A 16,129-nucleotide genomic window follows, 5' to 3' on the forward strand; every position below is an offset into this window, starting at 1 on the left:
TTGTTAAGGCTGATGCTGCAAAAATTATATATAAGTTAAGTTATTCAAAGTCAAAGCTTATGAATATCTCTAACTACCCATTTATCCACAACTTAAGTAACTTTTATGGAGATTAAAAATTATTCCGAAGAAATAGATGTTCAAAAGTATTGGCTAGTTCTGAAACGTCGCTGGTTAATAATTTCAGGAGTATTTACAGCTTTTGCAACATTAGGTGTGGTTAATTTTCTCATCCAACCACCTACATACGAAGCAAGTGGTAAATTACTTTTTGAATTGAATCGTACTTCATCTCTTACAGGAGTCGGAGAAAAGTTAGGAAATCTGGAATCAATTGGATCTAACCCTCTAGATACACAGGCTTTACTAGTACAATCTGTGCCTGTTTTACAAGAGGTAATCGATACTCTCAAGCTCAAAGATAAAGATGGCAATCCTCTTGATACCGAGTCAATTGCAATCAAGGTGGAAACAATTATCGGAACTGATGGGCTTAAGGTTTCTTATGTATCTAAAGAGCCAGAAGTTGCGAAAGAAGTAGTTAATCAAGTAATGAAATCTGCTGTTGCTAATAACATTTTAAATAACCGTTCCAAGGTAATAGCAGCAGGTAAATTTCTAGAAAAACAGGTACCACAGGCTAAAAGGGAATTAGATCAAGCAGCAGAAGCCTTACGTCAATTTAGATCTCAAAATCGAATTGTCGACTTGGAAGAAGAGGCGACAGGAACAGTAAAATCTATGCTTGCTATTGATGACGAATTAAATAATACTCGCCTTCAAATAGCAAACTTGAACACACAAGAGCAACAAATACGTCGTCAATTACAGCTATCAGCAGATCAGGCTTTAGATGTTACCTCATTAAGTCAAGTATCTGGTGTACAAGAATTATTAGTTGAACTGCAAAAAATTCAAACTCAGCTCACAATTCGACAAGCAAGCTTCACCGATGAAGATCCAAAAGTAATTGATCTCAAAAGTCAAGAAGCTGGTTTACGAGATTTATTGCAAAAACGAATTGCCGAGTCATCAGGATCTCAAACAAGAATTGAACCTGGAAAATTGCAAATAGGTGAAATCAAGCAGAATTTAGCTTCAGAGTATGTCAAACTCCAGTCACAACGTTTAGGTTTAGAAAGCAAGTTACAATCTATATCTAGTATCAAAAATTCTTACAATCAGAGGGCTTATGCTCTGCCAAATTTAAAGAAAATTCAAGGAGAATTAGAACGAAGATTATCACTAGCGCAAAAAAATTATGAAAATCTTTGGACTAAATATCAAGAAATAAAACTTGTAGAAAGTCAAACTATTGGTAATGCACGCATACTGCAATATGCTGAGGTAGGACGCGATCCATCTGCGATGAAAAAGAAAATCCTACTTTTAGTAGGTGGAGTATTTGGCGGCTTACTGCTTGGGGTAGCGACTGCCTTCTTAATTGATGTACTTGATAAACGAGTTAAGACTTCTAAAGAAGCAGAAGAACTTTTTGATCATAATTTACTAGGATTAATTCCAGCTTTTAAAATTAAAAAACCATCTCAATCAGAAGCTTTAACCTTAAAACGAATCTCTCGCCGAATTATTGTCGAAACATCTCCTCGATCAGTAATTCACGAATCATATCAAATGCTTCAGGCAAATCTAAAATTCGTTAGTTTAGATAAAAAAGTTCGTACAATTGTAGTCACAAGTTCTGTTCCTGGAGAAGGTAAATCAGAAGTTTCTGCTAATTTAGCAGCAGTAATCGCTCAGACAGGACGACGAGTGCTGTTAGTTGATGCAGATATGCGCCGGCCGTCTCAACATCATCTTTGGGGCTTAATTAACACTGTAGGTTTAAGTAATGTCATAGCTGGTCAAGAAGAATTGTTTGATACAGTGCAACAAATTACTCCTAATTTATCTGTACTTACAACTGGAGATCTACCGCCTAATTCTCTATCTTTGATCGATTCAGAGCCTATGCTCACTTTGATTGATACATTATTCCAGAAATATGACTACGTTATTTTTGACACTCCTCCTTTAGTGGGGACTGCTGATGCAGCAGTTTTAGGCAAAATGGTAGATGGAGTATTAGTTGTAGTGAGACCTGACGTTGTAGATACAACGAGTGTTAATGTCGCCAAAGCCCTCTTATCTCGTTCTGAAGCTAATATTTTGGGCATCATTGCTAATGGCGTTAATATCAAGCAAGAGTCACCTAATTACTTTTATTACAACAGTTTACACCCGGAACAAAAGATTGAAAAGGTAATTACTGTACCATTATCCTAAAACTATTAGAACAGAAACTTAATTAGATTATGAGTACACCATTGGAGTTGAGAGTAGATATAGGGGAAATACAATTGACTACTCTCAATCTTTGGCAACAAATCAAAGAAGATTGGATTGCTCATGGACGAGATTGGACTAAACCAGGATTTAGAGCAGTAGTCGTTCAGCGTTTTGGAGTCTGGAGGATGAAGATTCAACCTAAGCTTCTGCGCGCACCCCTTAGTATTCTCTATCGGATGTTATATCGTAAAGTCCGCAACACTTATGGAATTGAGCTACCTTATACTGTTCAACTTGGTCGCCGGGTGATTATTGAACATCAAGGAGCGATTGTAATTCATGGGTACTGTGCAATTGGTGATGACAGTATTATCCGCCAAGGTGTTACTTTGGGGAACCGCTATTTAGACCGTCCATTCGATGCACCAAAGTTGGGTAAACGTGTCAATGTTGGTGCTGGTGCAAAAATATTTGGTGATATCACTGTTGGAGATGGCGCAAATATTGGTGCTAATGCCGTAGTTCTGTGTAATGTTCCAGCAGAAGCAACAGCAGTTGGCATCCCGGCAAAAATCGTCAATTACTCCCAGTGCGATCGCCAACTGGAAACTAATGAACTTAGTCAATTATAAAAGCTTTGTATAACTATAAAAATATCTAAACCAAGTAAATAATTACAGGTATAACTAATGGCTATGAATCCATACTTGGTTCTAGGAATTGATGGTGTTCTGATAGTAAGCGCATTAGGTTTACTAGTTCTAAGTTTAGTTCTTTTTGTAGAATGTATTGCGGCCTTGTTTCCAGTTCCTTCTCAATTTAGTGAGAATAATTGGCAAAATACAAAAGTTACAGTATTAGTCCCGGCACATAACGAAGAAGTTGTAATTAGTTCAACACTCCTAAACATCAAATTACAATTACAAAAACAACACCATTTAGTTGTAATTGCTGATAATTGTAGTGATGCGACAGCAGAAATTGCTCGTGCAGCTGGTGCTACAGTGATCGAGCGTCATGATCCTCTGCTTACAGGTAAAGGATACGCCTTAGATTATGGTTTGCGATTTCTAGAGTCAGAGCCACCTGATGTTGTTGTATTTGTTGATGCTGACTGTAAAGTTGAACCAGGTGCGATTAAAAAATTAATTCAGTATGCGATCGCCACAAAGCGACCCGTTCAAGCTACCTACCTAATGACAAAGGCTAGTAATTCTAGCCCAAAAGAATCAGTGTCAGCATTTGCCTTCAAGGTGAAGAATTTAGTTCGTCCTCTTGGGTTAGCTCAACTAAAAATGCCTTGCTTACTCACTGGTACAGGTATGGCTTTTCCTTGGTCTGTAATTCGTTCTGTTGATTTAGCCAGCGGTTACATTGTTGAAGACATGAAACTCGGCTTAGATTTGACTATAGCCGGATATGTACCAGTGTTTTGCCCCCAAGCTTATGTGACTGCACTATTGCCACAACAAGCACAAGCAACTAAAAGTCAAAGAACTCGTTGGGAACATGGTCACTTGAAAACTCTACTGACTTACGTTCCTGTGCTACTCAAAGCATCAGTAGCTCAAAAAAGGTTAGATTTGTTGATCAGCGCTTTAGATATGTGCGTGCCGCCTCTATCTTTGCTGATTTTTATCTGGTTATTGCTAATGGCAATTTCTCTGGTGTTTGCAGTCTTGACAGCACTCTGGATGCCAGTAACTTTTTTGTCTACAGCAGGTTTGTTTCTGCTGATTGCGATTCTTGGAGCTTGGGTTAAATTTGGGCGTACCGACTTACCTTTACAAGAACTTTTAACGGTTCCTTTTTATATTCTCTGGAAAATCCCTATTTATCTCAAATTTTTGGTGCAACCTCAAAATAAGTGGATTCGTACAGAACGCGACTCAGTGAATATTTCAGAGCCATAATTAATCTTATGAAAAAAGAAATTTTATTAGTAATGCCTGTTCCGTTTCGGACAGTAGAAGGGCGTTTAGGATTTGATGATCAAACTTGTGAGGGTTTGGTACGCTGGGCAGAAAACTTTGATCGCGTTGTCATGGCTTGTCCTGTGATGCCAGAAGACATTGCTGCAAACAGCAAGACTTCAATGACATGGCAGGCGATCGCTGAGTTGCCTTGTGCAGATAGACTAGAATTAATTCCATTACCTTACGCTTATAAAATTCCTGAATTTATTAAAAACTATCAACCCATAAGTCAATTATTAAATAAAAAAATTCAGGAATGTCAGTATCTTTGTTTTGCCCTCAGTGGAGTTGTCGGAGATTGGGGAGCGATCGCTTGTCTAGAAGCCATCAAGCTTAAACGTCCTTATGCCATCTGGGCAGATCGTGTTGAATATGAAGTTATCAGTCGAACTTTATTAAAAAAAGAGTCACGCAAGAAAGTACCATTCAAGCGTCTTGTCAAAGAGCTATTGATTACGCTACCTTTGCTCAAACCCTATCAGCGATATCTGATTCGCCACTCTCAGTTGGGTCTTTTCCAAGGACAAGATTGCTATAGCGCATATTCATCTTTCTGTAAAACCTCTTATTGTGTATATGATATCCACACAAAAAAGTCAGATCAGATTGATGCTTCCAGTCTTGAGTTGAAAATTAAATCACTATCAAATGATCAACCTTTGCTGATTTGCTATGTAGGACGAGCCGCACAGATGAAAGGCCCATTTGATTGGCTGCGAGTCATACATTATCTCTGCGAGGCTGGTGTTAATTTACAAGCTACTTGGCTTGGGGATGGGCCGCTTCTTCCAGATATGAAGTCACTCGCTGATGAATTGGGTATTGCTGATCGAATCCACTTGGCCGGATTTGTTGATGATCGGAGCCGAATTTTGTCAACGATGAGAAAACATCATATCTTCCTATTCTGTCACAAAACTCCAGAATCGCCTCGATGTTTAGTTGAGTCTTTAGTTTCCGGTTGTCCTATTGTTGGTTATAGCAGTCCCTATTCCGAAGGGCTTTTATCGGAACATCAAGGTGGTGCATTAGTGCCAATGAATAATTGGCAAAAACTAGCTGAATTGATAGTTGAACTCAACTCAGACCGAACAAGATTAAGTGAGTTGATTTTTAAAGCTGCACTATCTGGTCAACCCTTTGATGAACAAGCAGTATTTCAACATCGAAGTGACTTAATTAAGCAACATTTGTTCCCAAAATTTGCTGGTATGCTCTAATTAACTTTGTAAAACTAGACTTGATTCGGTTCAAGTCTAGTTAATCATTTAGCAGATATTCCTAGTATTTTGTGGTCAATTAAATCTAATATTTCTGGATCTCTAGTGATATCAAATTTCCTAGCAAACAACTTTGGAGAATTTACGAGGGTATTGAAGTAACTTTTATCTATAATTGCTGGAGGTGTGGGATTAGCATTCTCCCAGTCAGCATACTTGAGATCATCGTTGACAATATAATTTTTGAAGGGAGAATTGGAGACAATGGTCTGAAAAAAGTTTTCATCAGGAATAAAAACATATTTAAAGTAGTTAACAAAATTGGGATTGTTAATAATGAAGTTATTAATATAATGTATGCACTCTCGTGATAAACACCACCACTGAGAGCCACCATAGGCTTCTAAATTTGAAGGAAATCTACGCTTAAGGGTGAAATAAAAATGTTTACCACGAAGACGAAAATGCCAGTATTGCACTCTATTTAAAGCCTGATAGCATCCATCTTGATTAGTCCACCTATTTTCAGATTTTAAGGCAAAAGATTCTATAAACTGCTTACCTTCTGATTTTTCTAAAAATTCTTTAATTTGAGTATTAGTTTTAATTAAATAATCTTGACCTGACAGGAGAATTGTATAATCAAAAGCTATATTTGATTTAATTAATTGTCTTATACCTTCAATAGTTGCCTGGACAATATTAAAATTTCCCCAATAACAACTATATCGTTTTAAAAAATGAACATTTGTGATGTTCTTAAGTTGCTTTACTAGATGATTGTATATCTTGTCATTTGCTCTTCTATCAATGTGAATGAAAAAGGATGTATCTTCATCTTGGAGTCGAAGAATCAAACGTACCAATTGTTCAGGATTCTTGTGTGCCAGAATTATATAAGCAATTTTCATAATGATCTATATTTTTGATTTTTATAACATACCTTTTACATGAATCCATATTTTATGTTAACAAATCTATATATTTACAAAAATGCATAGATACAAAAAAAGTTTCATACAATATAATAAATAAATTTTAATCGCATTCTCTATTTTTTTATTATGAAAAAATTTCTCACAATTGTCGAAAACTTTTTCGTTGTTTTAAGCTTAACCTTTTTTACAGGAGGCTTAGTTGTTCCATACAGCATACTCACATTAATCCGGTATTTTATCTGGGTAACTGTTGGGATTGTAATTTGCGTTCAGTGGAAGAAGTCTCTTTTTATAGCCAGTCGAAATATACTACTTTGTATATTAACGTTGATAATTTTATTGTCGTTTATCTGGTCACTTTTTCCAGTATTTACACTTAAAAATTTGCGTGAAGTTTTGCAAATGACCATGTTTGCTTTATATTTTGCAATGCGATTTAGCTTTAAAGAGCAGGTCAAACTAATTACATGGACATTTACTATAGGAATTGTACTGAGTTTATATTATGCCCTAGCAATACCTTCTATTGGTATACATGGGGCAGATCACCCAGGGGCATGGAAAGGAATCTATGATTATAAAAACACTTTTGGCAGCATGATGGTTTTAAGCTCATTAGCATTCTTTTTACTGCCTATTGAGAAACCAATACATTATTTCTATAAGTGGGCGGGTTTTGGTGCATCATTAGTTATGATGGTGCTTTCAACTTCAAAATCTTCTCTTGTGATTTCTTTGCTTCTGATATGTATGTTGTGGATATATCGTAATTTTCAGTGGCGGGGAAAAGTTAGCATAGTTTATTTAAATATTGCAGTTTTAATAATTGCATGTATTACTACAGTAGGTTTAACAGAATGGGTGTCTATTGTAACTGGTCTAGGAAAAGACCCCACCTTAACTGGACGGACAATTATTTGGGATGTAGCGTTAACTAAACTCCAGGAAAGCCCATTGCTAGGTTTTGGACGTGGTGCATTTTGGGCACCAGGAAGTAGATATGCGATCGCATCTGGTCAAGCAGTGGCAGTTGGTTTCATACCACCTCATGCCCACAATGGTTTCATTGATTTAGCTTTAGATGTTGGTTTGATAGGTTTATTATTATTTCTAATTAATTTCGCCATAACCTATTTTCGGGCATTGAATAGGGCTTACGCAGCTCAAAACCCAGAAGATATTTGGCCTTTAGCTTTTCTAATGTTTTTGGCAATGAATAACATGACGGAAAGTTATCTACTACGTTTATCTAATATTTATTGGGTTTTATATTTAACAATCGCTTTATCTTTAAGCCAAAGAAGGCAAAGCGAGTAGGAATGGTTAATGCACAGTTTTGTAGCTGAGTCCACAAGCTAAATTGCTAATTGAAATATAGCGATTCTCACATTTGTGAGGTACAAATTTATCCGCGTTCATCTGCGTCCATCAACGGTTAATTATTTATGCTTGTACCTCACCCAGTTGGAAACCGCTATATTAAGATAACTTTTTGCGTATCTGTATTACTGGAAACTCTATAAACTTGTAGATGGCATAAGCTAATCCAAATGAAATCAATAAAGAAATTCCTCCTTGGATTACTTTATTAAATTGGGGCAGATACATATAAACAGCATAAATAACAGTGTGATGTACAAGGTAAAGCGAATATGAGAGTACTCCAATAAAACGCATCCACTCTAAATTTAGCAACTGGAATAATCCCCAATTTGGAAAACGAATAGCGGTAACGAATATTGGATATAAAGCAATTCCTTGAATGGTATAACGAAAAGTTTCTTGAAATTCAAAGGAGCGATATAAAAAGGAAAAAAGCAGTAAGACAATTCCTATAGGCAGCAAAAATTGCTTCCATAGTCTATTAGACCAAGACTGAGAATCCATCATTGGATTACCATTAACTGCTAAGGCACAGCCAAATAATATGCTATCCATTCGGGTATCTGATGCATAAAAGGTACGACTTGCATCTACTCCAAAGCCGTAAATTAGAATACATCGCCACAACAAGACAGCTAAACACAGTACCCAAAAAACTAGCATTTGCTTTTTAGGACTCAAATGCAGTTTACGTAAAGCTAAATAAAGGAAAGGGAAAAGCAAATAAAAATGTTCTTCGACAGCAAGAGACCAATATACACCACTGCCGATAGTTGTTCCCCCACCGACAAAAATTGCATAATAGTTGGCATAGTGCAAAGCTTGAGATAATAAAGCTGGGAGGTGAATTTGCCCTTCAAGGAATCCTAAAAAAGTTAAGGTTACTCCTAACAACAACACAAAATAAAATGGAGGTAAAATACGTAATATTCGTCTAAGATAAAAACTCTTAAAATCAAGAGTTTGATAGCGGTCATACTCTCGTCGGAGAATAGTTGTAATTAAGTAACCGCTGAGAAAGAAAAAGACTGTTACACCAAAGCCTCCAGGAACAACCTTGCTCAGCCCCGCATGAGCTAAAAAAACAATTAAGAACGCAACAGTTCTCATCCCATCAAGGGATGGTATATAAAATTTGGATGAAGTGCCCATTATATGTTTAAAGTTACTCAGTTTCAAAACTATAATGATTCGATTTTACAATTACCAAAATAGATAATTGAAGCACTGACTTTACGGCTTTATGGTTTTGATATCAAAAATTATTGATTTCTTAATTGTCATGTTAAAACCACTTCTCGTAAAGCCTAAACAAAGCAAACTAGTGGTATATTTGTGGCTGCAAATATACGGGCAGTAGTTTTTTCAATTAATTCAAATTTTACTCGGTGTAGAGTTCGATGTTGGTATTTTTTTCGACTTATATTTGAAATTATATTTAGATCTTGATGAAGATAATATAAAGAAACTAGATATTATTACAGACTACTCTGGTGATATCAGTTAATATAACTAGAGAGTAGTTGTTTTTTGACAAAAAGTTGAAATATTGAGATAGTCTTGTATGTAGTGTTAAATTTATGGTTAATACCTAATGTTTGTGAACTACAGTCCATAAATTATTTATTTTTGATATCAAACTCAATAATTAACGAAGGCAAGTTGATTGTATTTGGAGTTTTCCCCCAGAGTTTAGACATTGCTAACTAAAAACTTTCCAAACTTATTTTTATCAACTACTGCTTTATTTGAACGGAATATTGAGGAGTGGAGGAGGTCAGAATTTGCAGCCAGTTGGAATAGTTGTGATCGGACGAAATGAAGGCGATCGCCTTCATGATTGCTTAATATCAGTGATCAGTGAATCAGTAACAGTTGTTTATGTAGACTCTGGCTCCACCGATGGGAGTTTAGCACTAGCTCAATCTTTAGGTGTCCATGTAGTAAAGCTTGATTTATCAATTCCGTTTACTGCTGCTCGCGCCAGAAATGTAGGGTTTGAATACTTATTACAAGTAAAATCAAATATTGAATTTATCCAGTTTGTAGATGGTGACTGTCGAGTAGTGGAAGGATGGTTAGAGGTTGCTGTGGGTGAATTGCTTGCCCAACCAGAGGTTGTAGTGGTGTGTGGGCGACGGCGGGAAGAGTTCCCCACTTACTCGATTTACAATCGCCTGTGCGACATCGAATGGGACACTCCCCTTGGTGAAGCTAAAGCTTGTGGTGGCGACTCAATGATGCGGGTGAGCGCACTCAAAAAAGTTGGAGTATTCAATCCTACTCTGATTGCAGGCGAAGAGCCAGAATTGTGTGTGCGGCTGCGTCAAGCAGGCGGCAAAGTTTTACGTATAGATGCAGAGATGACACTGCATGATGCTCAAATAACTCATATAAGTCAATGGTGGAAGCGATCGCAACGCGCAGGTCATGCTTATGCTGAAGGATCTTGGCTACATGGTTACAGTCCTGAGCGCCATTGGGTCAAAGAAAGCCGAAGTATTTGGTTGTGGGGTTTACTTGTACCAGTACTAGCTATTGCAAGTGCATGGCTAACTTCCGGTTTGAGTATCGTTTTTCTAGTGATGATTTATATCTTGTTAGTGTATCGCATATACCAAAGTACTCTACAACGTGGACTGAAATCAAAAGACACGTTTCTTTATTCCCTATTTTGTGTAATGGGGAAATTGCCCCAAGCGCAAGGACAAATCCAATTTCACATTTCCCGGTTGCTCAAAAAGCAACGTACTTTAGTCGAATATAAAAAAGTAACCTCAAACTAAACACCATTTTATTTTGAAATATTTTGCACTGCTATTTACGGAAGTATCTACAGACTTTTTGTTCAGAGGTAAATCATGAAACAAGGTAGCCCATTGGCACCCCTTACTGAAAAATCTTCTAAAGTCCGTTTTTATTTCCTTGATGGGCTAAGAGGCATCGCTGCATTGTGGGTTCTTCTGTATCATGCTGAGTCAGGCAATCATATTACTCAATTAAGTAAACTTCTACCCGATTGGATTGTAGTTATAGTGTTCAAATGGGGACATTTGGGTGTATCTATATTTTTTGTATTAAGTGGTTTCGTAATTGCACATTCGTTACGGGCTAAGAAGATTAATTTAGCCTATTTCAGTAATTTTACTTTAGGCAGATTTATCCGGCTTAGTATACCTTATTACGTTTCAATCGCTTTAGTTCTGTGCTTGGAGGTTGTTGCGTCTCAAGTTAAAGGCGAAGTACTGGTGCTACCATCTTTAGGAAATCTTTTAGCACATCTACTGTATCTTCAAGAAATTCTGGGATTAGATCAGATTAATACTGTGTACTGGACACTGTGTCTGGAAATGCAGTTTTATTTGATCTTTTGCTTATTGTTAGGTTTATCACAGAAGTTAGATGATTTGAAGAGTGTGAACTCTGGTCGAGCATTAATCTTCGTTCCTGTATCTGTACTTGCTGTTCTGTGTTCACTAAATATCTTCAACAACCATCTCTGGTCTGCATTATTTCTGCCCCATTTGTATAGTTTTCTTCTGGGAGCTTTTGCTTATTGGTCATATATCGATATATTGAAGCCTGTATTCTTCTACTTTTATTGTGCAGTTCTAACGTTTATATCTATCGGTGACAAGTCATTATTCATGTTCACATGTGTGATTGTCGCAGCTGTGTTTTTAGAAGTTGGACGGACTAATCGCCTACAAATTTGGCTAAACTGGCGCTGGCTACAATTTCTCAGTGTGATCTCGTATAGCTTGTACCTTGTGCATAATCCTATTACTGGTGCGACGTTCCTTACAGGATTTAAGCTACTAGGCCATTTTGTTTGGAGCGAAGCCTTTTTGTTGATAGTTACTATCCTTGTATGTACTCTCTTTGCTTGGATTATGTGGAAATTAGTAGAAAAACCATCCATAGACCTAAGTAGAAAAGTCAAGTGAGCTAATCTTCACCTGGATCTCGAATACCTACAAAAACCTTAATCTGTTGCAGATGTACCAAGAGGATACAGTACATCTGTTTTCTTGCGAGGCGATCGCTTTTTATGTTGGTCAGTGATTAGACGGACGCGATAAAATTCTTTAACTCTTGGATTATACTTTGAAAGCAAAGTAAATTTTTTGACCAATCACTACATTTATTAGAAGACGGGCAGTCTTTTTGACTTTTTAGTTCAGCGATCGCCACCTTGTCCCTAAAATTTAGGAATTCTCTACAATCAACCTTTTTTGCATCTCATATTGAATTTTTATTTGTACCTAAAAATGTAAAAATAAATACAGATTTTTTGTAACACATTTAAAAAAGGTTTTCCACTACATGCTTGAATCGGGATTTACAAACCTAAAAATTTTAGCAGCTTGCATTATAAAAGTCTTAATAAGGTATTTATAGAACGTAAAGGTTTACGTGGTCAAACAATTATTGAACATCCATTAGAACAAATTATACGTATTGATATTCAAGAAAAACAGTTTAAGCACTCTAAGCTTTATCGGGCTGGAATTTTAATGGAATTTGGCAAAAATATCCCCATTAATCCAGAATATAGTGATGAGAATAGCATTCGACATGCAGTTTATAGAATAAATTCATTTCTGAGAAGTTCACAATAATCAGTGAACAGCAAACATCTAACTGAAAACTGTCCACTGATAAGCTATGGCAACTAAACTTTTTTAAGCCAGCTAAACATTGCACGTAAATCTTTACCAACTTCCTCAATCCGATGTTCAGCTTCTTGGCGACGCATAGCGGTAAATCCAGGTTTACCAGATTGATTTTCTAAAACGAATTCCCGTGCAAATTGCCCTGATTGAATTTCACTGAGAATCTTCCGCATCTCTGCTTTGGTTTGGTCATTGACAATTCGAGGGCCACGGGTGTAATCGCCATATTCTGCGGTATTAGAAATACTATCGCGCATTTTAGCTAAGCCACCTTCTACAACTAAGTCAACAATTAATTTAACTTCGTGCAGACATTCAAAATAAGCTAATTCTGGTTGATAACCTGCTTCTACCAAAGTTTCAAATCCTGCTTTAATTAAAGCACTCAAACCACCGCACAACACTGCTTGTTCACCAAATAAATCGGTTTCAGTTTCTTCGCGGAAAGTTGTTTCTAAAATCCCAGCGCGAGTACCACCAATACCTCTAGCATAAGCCATCGCGTGATCGCGTGCCCGGCCGCTAGCATCTTGATAAATTGCAAACAGGGCTGGTACACCTTCTCCATGTTCATAAGTCCGCCGCACCAAATGCCCTGGCCCTTTGGGTGCTACCATCACCACATCCACGTTAGCAGGTGGTACAACTTGTCCAAAGTGAATATTGAAGCCGTGGGCAAAGGCTAACACATTTCCTTCTTCTAGATTTGGTTCAATTTCGTTTTTGTAAATTGTTTTTTGCACTTCATCAGGTAACAAAATCATGATGAAGTCAGCCGCATTAGCTGCATCTGCAACATTTTTCACAGTTAAGCCAGCTGCTGTGGCTTTTTCTACTGACTTACTACCCGGATATAGACCCACAATCACATTCAAACCACTATCTTTGAGATTAAGGGCGTGGGCATGACCTTGGGAACCATAGCCGATAATTGCAATAGTTTTTCCCGCCAAAAGGTCTAAATTGGCATCTTCGTCATAATACATCCGGGCCATAAGAAGCATCTCCTGTCAGCAAGCATTGTCATTTATTGGCAGGCTTTTGATTGTACCCCAAATTGAGGAACCAAAGGAGAAGTGTAAGGCATTGAATTTAACAGAAAAAAGCGATCGCTCTTTACACTTCACTCAAAAATGAGAACAATCGCCCTCCAGCTCAACTATGGAAATGTTAACCAAAGTATGACAAATATCGTGACGTGGCATTCATTTTACCCTCCAAACAAAAGCCCCTGGTAAGAACCAGGGGATTTATCTGTAATATGCCATCGACTCTATTCCTACCTATGAGAATGGCATCTGTCAGACTTTATTGCATCCTCAAAATGCAATTACTGCATAATTTGAATTCTTATTTTGCATAATATGATGAAGTTGAAAGTTTATCCAGCATTCAAGATGAAAGCGATCGCTTCTCATCAATGCAATATACATAGGTGATAGCCCATACAAAGTTACGTTTACGGCGAATTAGTTAAATCACTTAACTTGAGGGTAAACGTCGTCCATCCCTCACTACTTTCTACTTGAATACTTCCTTGCAATTGTTCGACCAACTTCTTTACTATCGCTAGCCCCAAGCCTGTACCACCTTGTTTTCTGAGGTCTGCATTAGGAATACGATAAAATTTCTCAAAAATTCGCGGTAATCCTGCTGCTGGAATTTCTACTGAATTGCTAATAGTAATGATGGTTGATGGAGGCGCTTCACAAGAGTTGTGATACACACTTAAGATAATTTCACCACCAATAGGAGTATATTTACTTGCATTATGGAGCAATTCTGTCAATATTCGTTCCAAGCTTGTGCGGTCTGAAAACAGCGATGGCAAATCTGAGGGGAGATTAAGTTGTAGAGTTTGTTGATATTCTTGAAAACGGACTTGAAATGGCTCAATCACCCAAGGGAATAATTGTTGCAAGAATAAAACATCAGGGTTAATCAGTAGATCAGATAAAGTTTCCAGCCGTTGTAAGTCTAGTAAATCATTAATTAGTTCCATTTCGCGATCGCACTCGGCTTCTAAAAGCTCTAGATAACGCTGCCCTTCCTCTGGTTCAGGCGAAAGTTTTAACATTTGAATGATCATCTTCATATTACTGAGAGGCGATCGCATTTCGTGGGAAGCTAAATTTAAAAATTCATTTTTAAGTTGATTCACTGCTTCTAATTGCATTACAAGTTGCTCTTGTTCAATTTGCTTTTGACGAGCTTCAATAGCTTTTTTTCTCTCAGTAATGTCTCGAAATATCAATACTGCACCCGTGATATTATCTTGATCGTCTTTAATTGGTGCAGCACTGTCATCAATTGGTATTTCTGCTCCAATTTTAGAAATCAAAATAGTTTCTTCGGGTAATCTAAAAACATGACCATCTCGTAAGACTTTTTTTATAGGGCTTTCGATATAATTACGAGTTTTTGCATTGGCAATATTGAATACTTCTGAAGAGCTTTTGCCGTAAGCTTCTTCTTGCTTCCATCCTGTCAAATTCTCTGCCACGGGATTCATAAAAGTTATTGATTCTTGGACATCACTAGCAATCACACCATCACTGATACTTTTAAGCAGTGTAGCCAACCATTTTTGGCTAGATTTCAATTGCCTTTCTAGTTGATGTTTTGTTAATGCTATTTCAATATTAGTTTGTAATTCTCTTTCTTTGAAAGGTTTGAGTAAATAGCCAAAGGGATCTGTAATTTTTGCTCTCTCTAAAGTATGGTCATCAGCATAAGCAGTTAGATAAATTATAGGTATATCCAAATGCTTACGAATCTCTTGAGCAGCCTCCACACCATCAATTTGACCCTTTAACCTAATGTCCATCAGCACTAAATCTGGACTAAATTCTAGTGCCTTATTAATTGCTTCTTGTCCTGAAGAAGCGATCGCAGTAACTATATGACCAAATTTTTTGAGCCGATTTCCTAAATCTTTAGCTACAATAGCTTCATCTTCTACAACTAAAATTTTGGCATTTATCATCTTTTATTCCTAAATATTTTTTATACAGAAAATAGAATTTGAAACTCTACTCCCTTCTCATTTTTAATATTTATACCTCCGTCAATTTGGGTCGCTAAAGCGTCTACTAGCTGCCAACCTAATGAAGCTGTATTATTAAAATTGAAATTTGGTGGTAAGCCAATACCATTATCACTAATATTAAGTAAAATTTGCTTGTTAGGATATTCCAATATTTCAATTTTTATTTCGCCTTTCTTACCTTCTGGAAATGCATATTTCAATGCATTAGAAACAAGTTCATGGATAATTAAACCGCAGGGAAGTGCTGTATCTAAGCCTAGCAAAATATGCTCATCGATATTGAAAATTAGAGCGATCGCATCCTCATTTAATTCGTATGAAGTACATAAACTTGCTACCAAATCTTGAACATATTCACCAAAATTAATTCTTGCTAAATCTGTTGAACGATACATTTTTTCGTGAATCAAAGCCATTGATGCAATCCGCTGCTGGCTTTTTTGAAATATTTCCACATCTTGTTTGTCTTTAATATACTCAGATTGTAAACTGAGTAGACTAGAAATAACCTGTAAATTGTTTTTTACACGATGATAAATTTCCTTCAAAAGTACTTCTTTTTCTAAAAGAGAAGCTTGGAGACGCTCTTGTGATAGCT

At 36.8% G+C, this 16,129-nt stretch carries 13 protein-coding genes; 7 read left to right on the forward strand and 6 right to left on the reverse strand.

What is annotated here, in order from left to right; all coding sequences use genetic code 11:
* Positions 1-105 precede the first annotated feature (105 nt).
* The 4 genes from I8751_RS16195 to I8751_RS16210 are packed head-to-tail and all read left to right on the forward strand — an operon-like array spanning position 106 to position 5,485.
* Positions 106-2,286, forward strand: a complete 2,181-nt coding sequence (locus I8751_RS16195) for a GumC family protein (protein ID WP_214440168.1) — start codon at positions 106-108, stop codon at positions 2,284-2,286.
* A gap of 29 nt (positions 2,287-2,315) precedes the next feature.
* Positions 2,316-2,921 carry a serine O-acetyltransferase gene (locus tag I8751_RS16200; RefSeq protein ID WP_214440169.1) on the forward strand — a complete coding sequence of 202 codons (606 nt, stop codon included), beginning with the start codon at positions 2,316-2,318 and terminating at the stop codon, positions 2,919-2,921.
* A 57-nt stretch (positions 2,922-2,978) separates the two neighbouring features.
* Complete coding sequence (locus tag I8751_RS16205) at positions 2,979-4,202, forward strand: glycosyltransferase family 2 protein (RefSeq protein WP_214440170.1); 1,224 nt, start codon at positions 2,979-2,981, stop codon at positions 4,200-4,202.
* A gap of 8 nt (positions 4,203-4,210) precedes the next feature.
* A complete protein-coding gene (locus I8751_RS16210; protein WP_214440171.1) occupies positions 4,211-5,485 on the forward strand; it encodes a glycosyltransferase in 1,275 nt (424 codons plus the stop codon).
* Positions 5,486-5,529: 44 nt separating this feature from the next.
* Here the strand turns inward: I8751_RS16210 and I8751_RS16215 are convergent, their stop codons facing one another.
* Positions 5,530-6,396 carry a beta-1,6-N-acetylglucosaminyltransferase gene (locus tag I8751_RS16215; RefSeq protein ID WP_214440172.1) on the reverse strand — a complete coding sequence of 289 codons (867 nt, stop codon included), beginning with the start codon at positions 6,394-6,396 and terminating at the stop codon, positions 5,530-5,532.
* 153 nt (positions 6,397-6,549) lie between these two features.
* Here I8751_RS16215 and I8751_RS16220 point away from each other — a divergent pair, with 153 nt between their 5' ends.
* On the forward strand, positions 6,550-7,740 hold the full coding sequence (locus I8751_RS16220; protein ID WP_214440173.1) for an O-antigen ligase family protein: 1,191 nt from the start codon (positions 6,550-6,552) through the stop codon (positions 7,738-7,740).
* A 162-nt stretch (positions 7,741-7,902) separates the two neighbouring features.
* Here the strand turns inward: I8751_RS16220 and I8751_RS16225 are convergent, their stop codons facing one another.
* Positions 7,903-8,958: an acyltransferase family protein gene (locus I8751_RS16225; protein ID WP_225894192.1), complete on the reverse strand. Its 1,056-nt coding sequence runs from the start codon at positions 8,956-8,958 to the stop codon at positions 7,903-7,905.
* A gap of 632 nt (positions 8,959-9,590) precedes the next feature.
* On the opposite strand from I8751_RS16225, the gene I8751_RS16230 reads away from it, so the two are divergent.
* Together I8751_RS16230 and I8751_RS16235 are read left to right on the forward strand one after the other, a co-directional pair.
* Positions 9,591-10,592 (forward strand): glycosyltransferase, encoded by a 1,002-nt coding sequence (locus I8751_RS16230; protein ID WP_214440175.1) that lies wholly within the window; start codon positions 9,591-9,593, stop codon positions 10,590-10,592.
* A 75-nt stretch (positions 10,593-10,667) separates the two neighbouring features.
* Entirely contained in the window at positions 10,668-11,753 is a 1,086-nt protein-coding gene (locus tag I8751_RS16235; protein ID WP_214440176.1) for an acyltransferase family protein, read from the forward strand.
* A 38-nt stretch (positions 11,754-11,791) separates the two neighbouring features.
* Here the strand turns inward: I8751_RS16235 and I8751_RS30075 are convergent, their stop codons facing one another.
* The 4 genes from I8751_RS30075 to I8751_RS30435 all read right to left on the reverse strand — a co-directional run bounded on the left by I8751_RS30075 (position 11,792) and on the right by I8751_RS30435 (position 16,079).
* The gene (locus I8751_RS30075; RefSeq protein WP_263973511.1) at positions 11,792-11,923 is read right to left on the reverse strand and encodes a hypothetical protein; all 132 of its coding nucleotides are present in this window, start codon (positions 11,921-11,923) and stop codon (positions 11,792-11,794) included.
* A 558-nt stretch (positions 11,924-12,481) separates the two neighbouring features.
* Positions 12,482-13,477: a ketol-acid reductoisomerase gene (gene ilvC, locus I8751_RS16240; RefSeq protein ID WP_214440177.1), complete on the reverse strand. Its 996-nt coding sequence runs from the start codon at positions 13,475-13,477 to the stop codon at positions 12,482-12,484.
* 464 nt (positions 13,478-13,941) lie between these two features.
* Positions 13,942-15,468 (reverse strand): hybrid sensor histidine kinase/response regulator, encoded by a 1,527-nt coding sequence (locus tag I8751_RS16245; protein ID WP_214440178.1) that lies wholly within the window; start codon positions 15,466-15,468, stop codon positions 13,942-13,944.
* 20 nt (positions 15,469-15,488) lie between these two features.
* Positions 15,489-16,079, reverse strand: coding sequence for a sensor histidine kinase (locus tag I8751_RS30435; protein ID WP_404800432.1), 591 nt, complete (start codon positions 16,077-16,079; stop codon positions 15,489-15,491).
* Positions 16,080-16,129 lie beyond the last annotated feature (50 nt).

Source organism: Atlanticothrix silvestris CENA357, from assembly GCF_016056295.1.
Lineage (GTDB): Bacteria > Cyanobacteriota > Cyanobacteriia > Cyanobacteriales > Nostocaceae > Atlanticothrix > Atlanticothrix silvestris.

Bases quoted from the DNA above. Each gene is read 5' to 3' on its own strand.
- I8751_RS16195 (WP_214440168.1), top strand. From the start codon at position 106: ATGGAGATTAAAAATTATTCCGAAGAAATAGATGTTCAAAAGTATTGG.
- I8751_RS16200 (WP_214440169.1), top strand. From the start codon at position 2,316: ATGAGTACACCATTGGAGTTGAGAGTAGATATAGGGGAAATACAATTG.
- I8751_RS16205 (WP_214440170.1), top strand. From the start codon at position 2,979: ATGGCTATGAATCCATACTTGGTTCTAGGAATTGATGGTGTTCTGATA.
- I8751_RS16210 (WP_214440171.1), top strand. From the start codon at position 4,211: ATGAAAAAAGAAATTTTATTAGTAATGCCTGTTCCGTTTCGGACAGTA.
- I8751_RS16215 (WP_214440172.1), bottom strand. From the start codon at position 6,396: ATGAAAATTGCTTATATAATTCTGGCACACAAGAATCCTGAACAATTG.
- I8751_RS16220 (WP_214440173.1), top strand. From the start codon at position 6,550: ATGAAAAAATTTCTCACAATTGTCGAAAACTTTTTCGTTGTTTTAAGC.
- I8751_RS16225 (WP_225894192.1), bottom strand. From the start codon at position 8,958: ATGGGCACTTCATCCAAATTTTATATACCATCCCTTGATGGGATGAGA.
- I8751_RS16235 (WP_214440176.1), top strand. From the start codon at position 10,668: ATGAAACAAGGTAGCCCATTGGCACCCCTTACTGAAAAATCTTCTAAA.
- ilvC (WP_214440177.1), bottom strand. From the start codon at position 13,477: ATGGCCCGGATGTATTATGACGAAGATGCCAATTTAGACCTTTTGGCG.
- I8751_RS16245 (WP_214440178.1), bottom strand. From the start codon at position 15,468: ATGATAAATGCCAAAATTTTAGTTGTAGAAGATGAAGCTATTGTAGCT.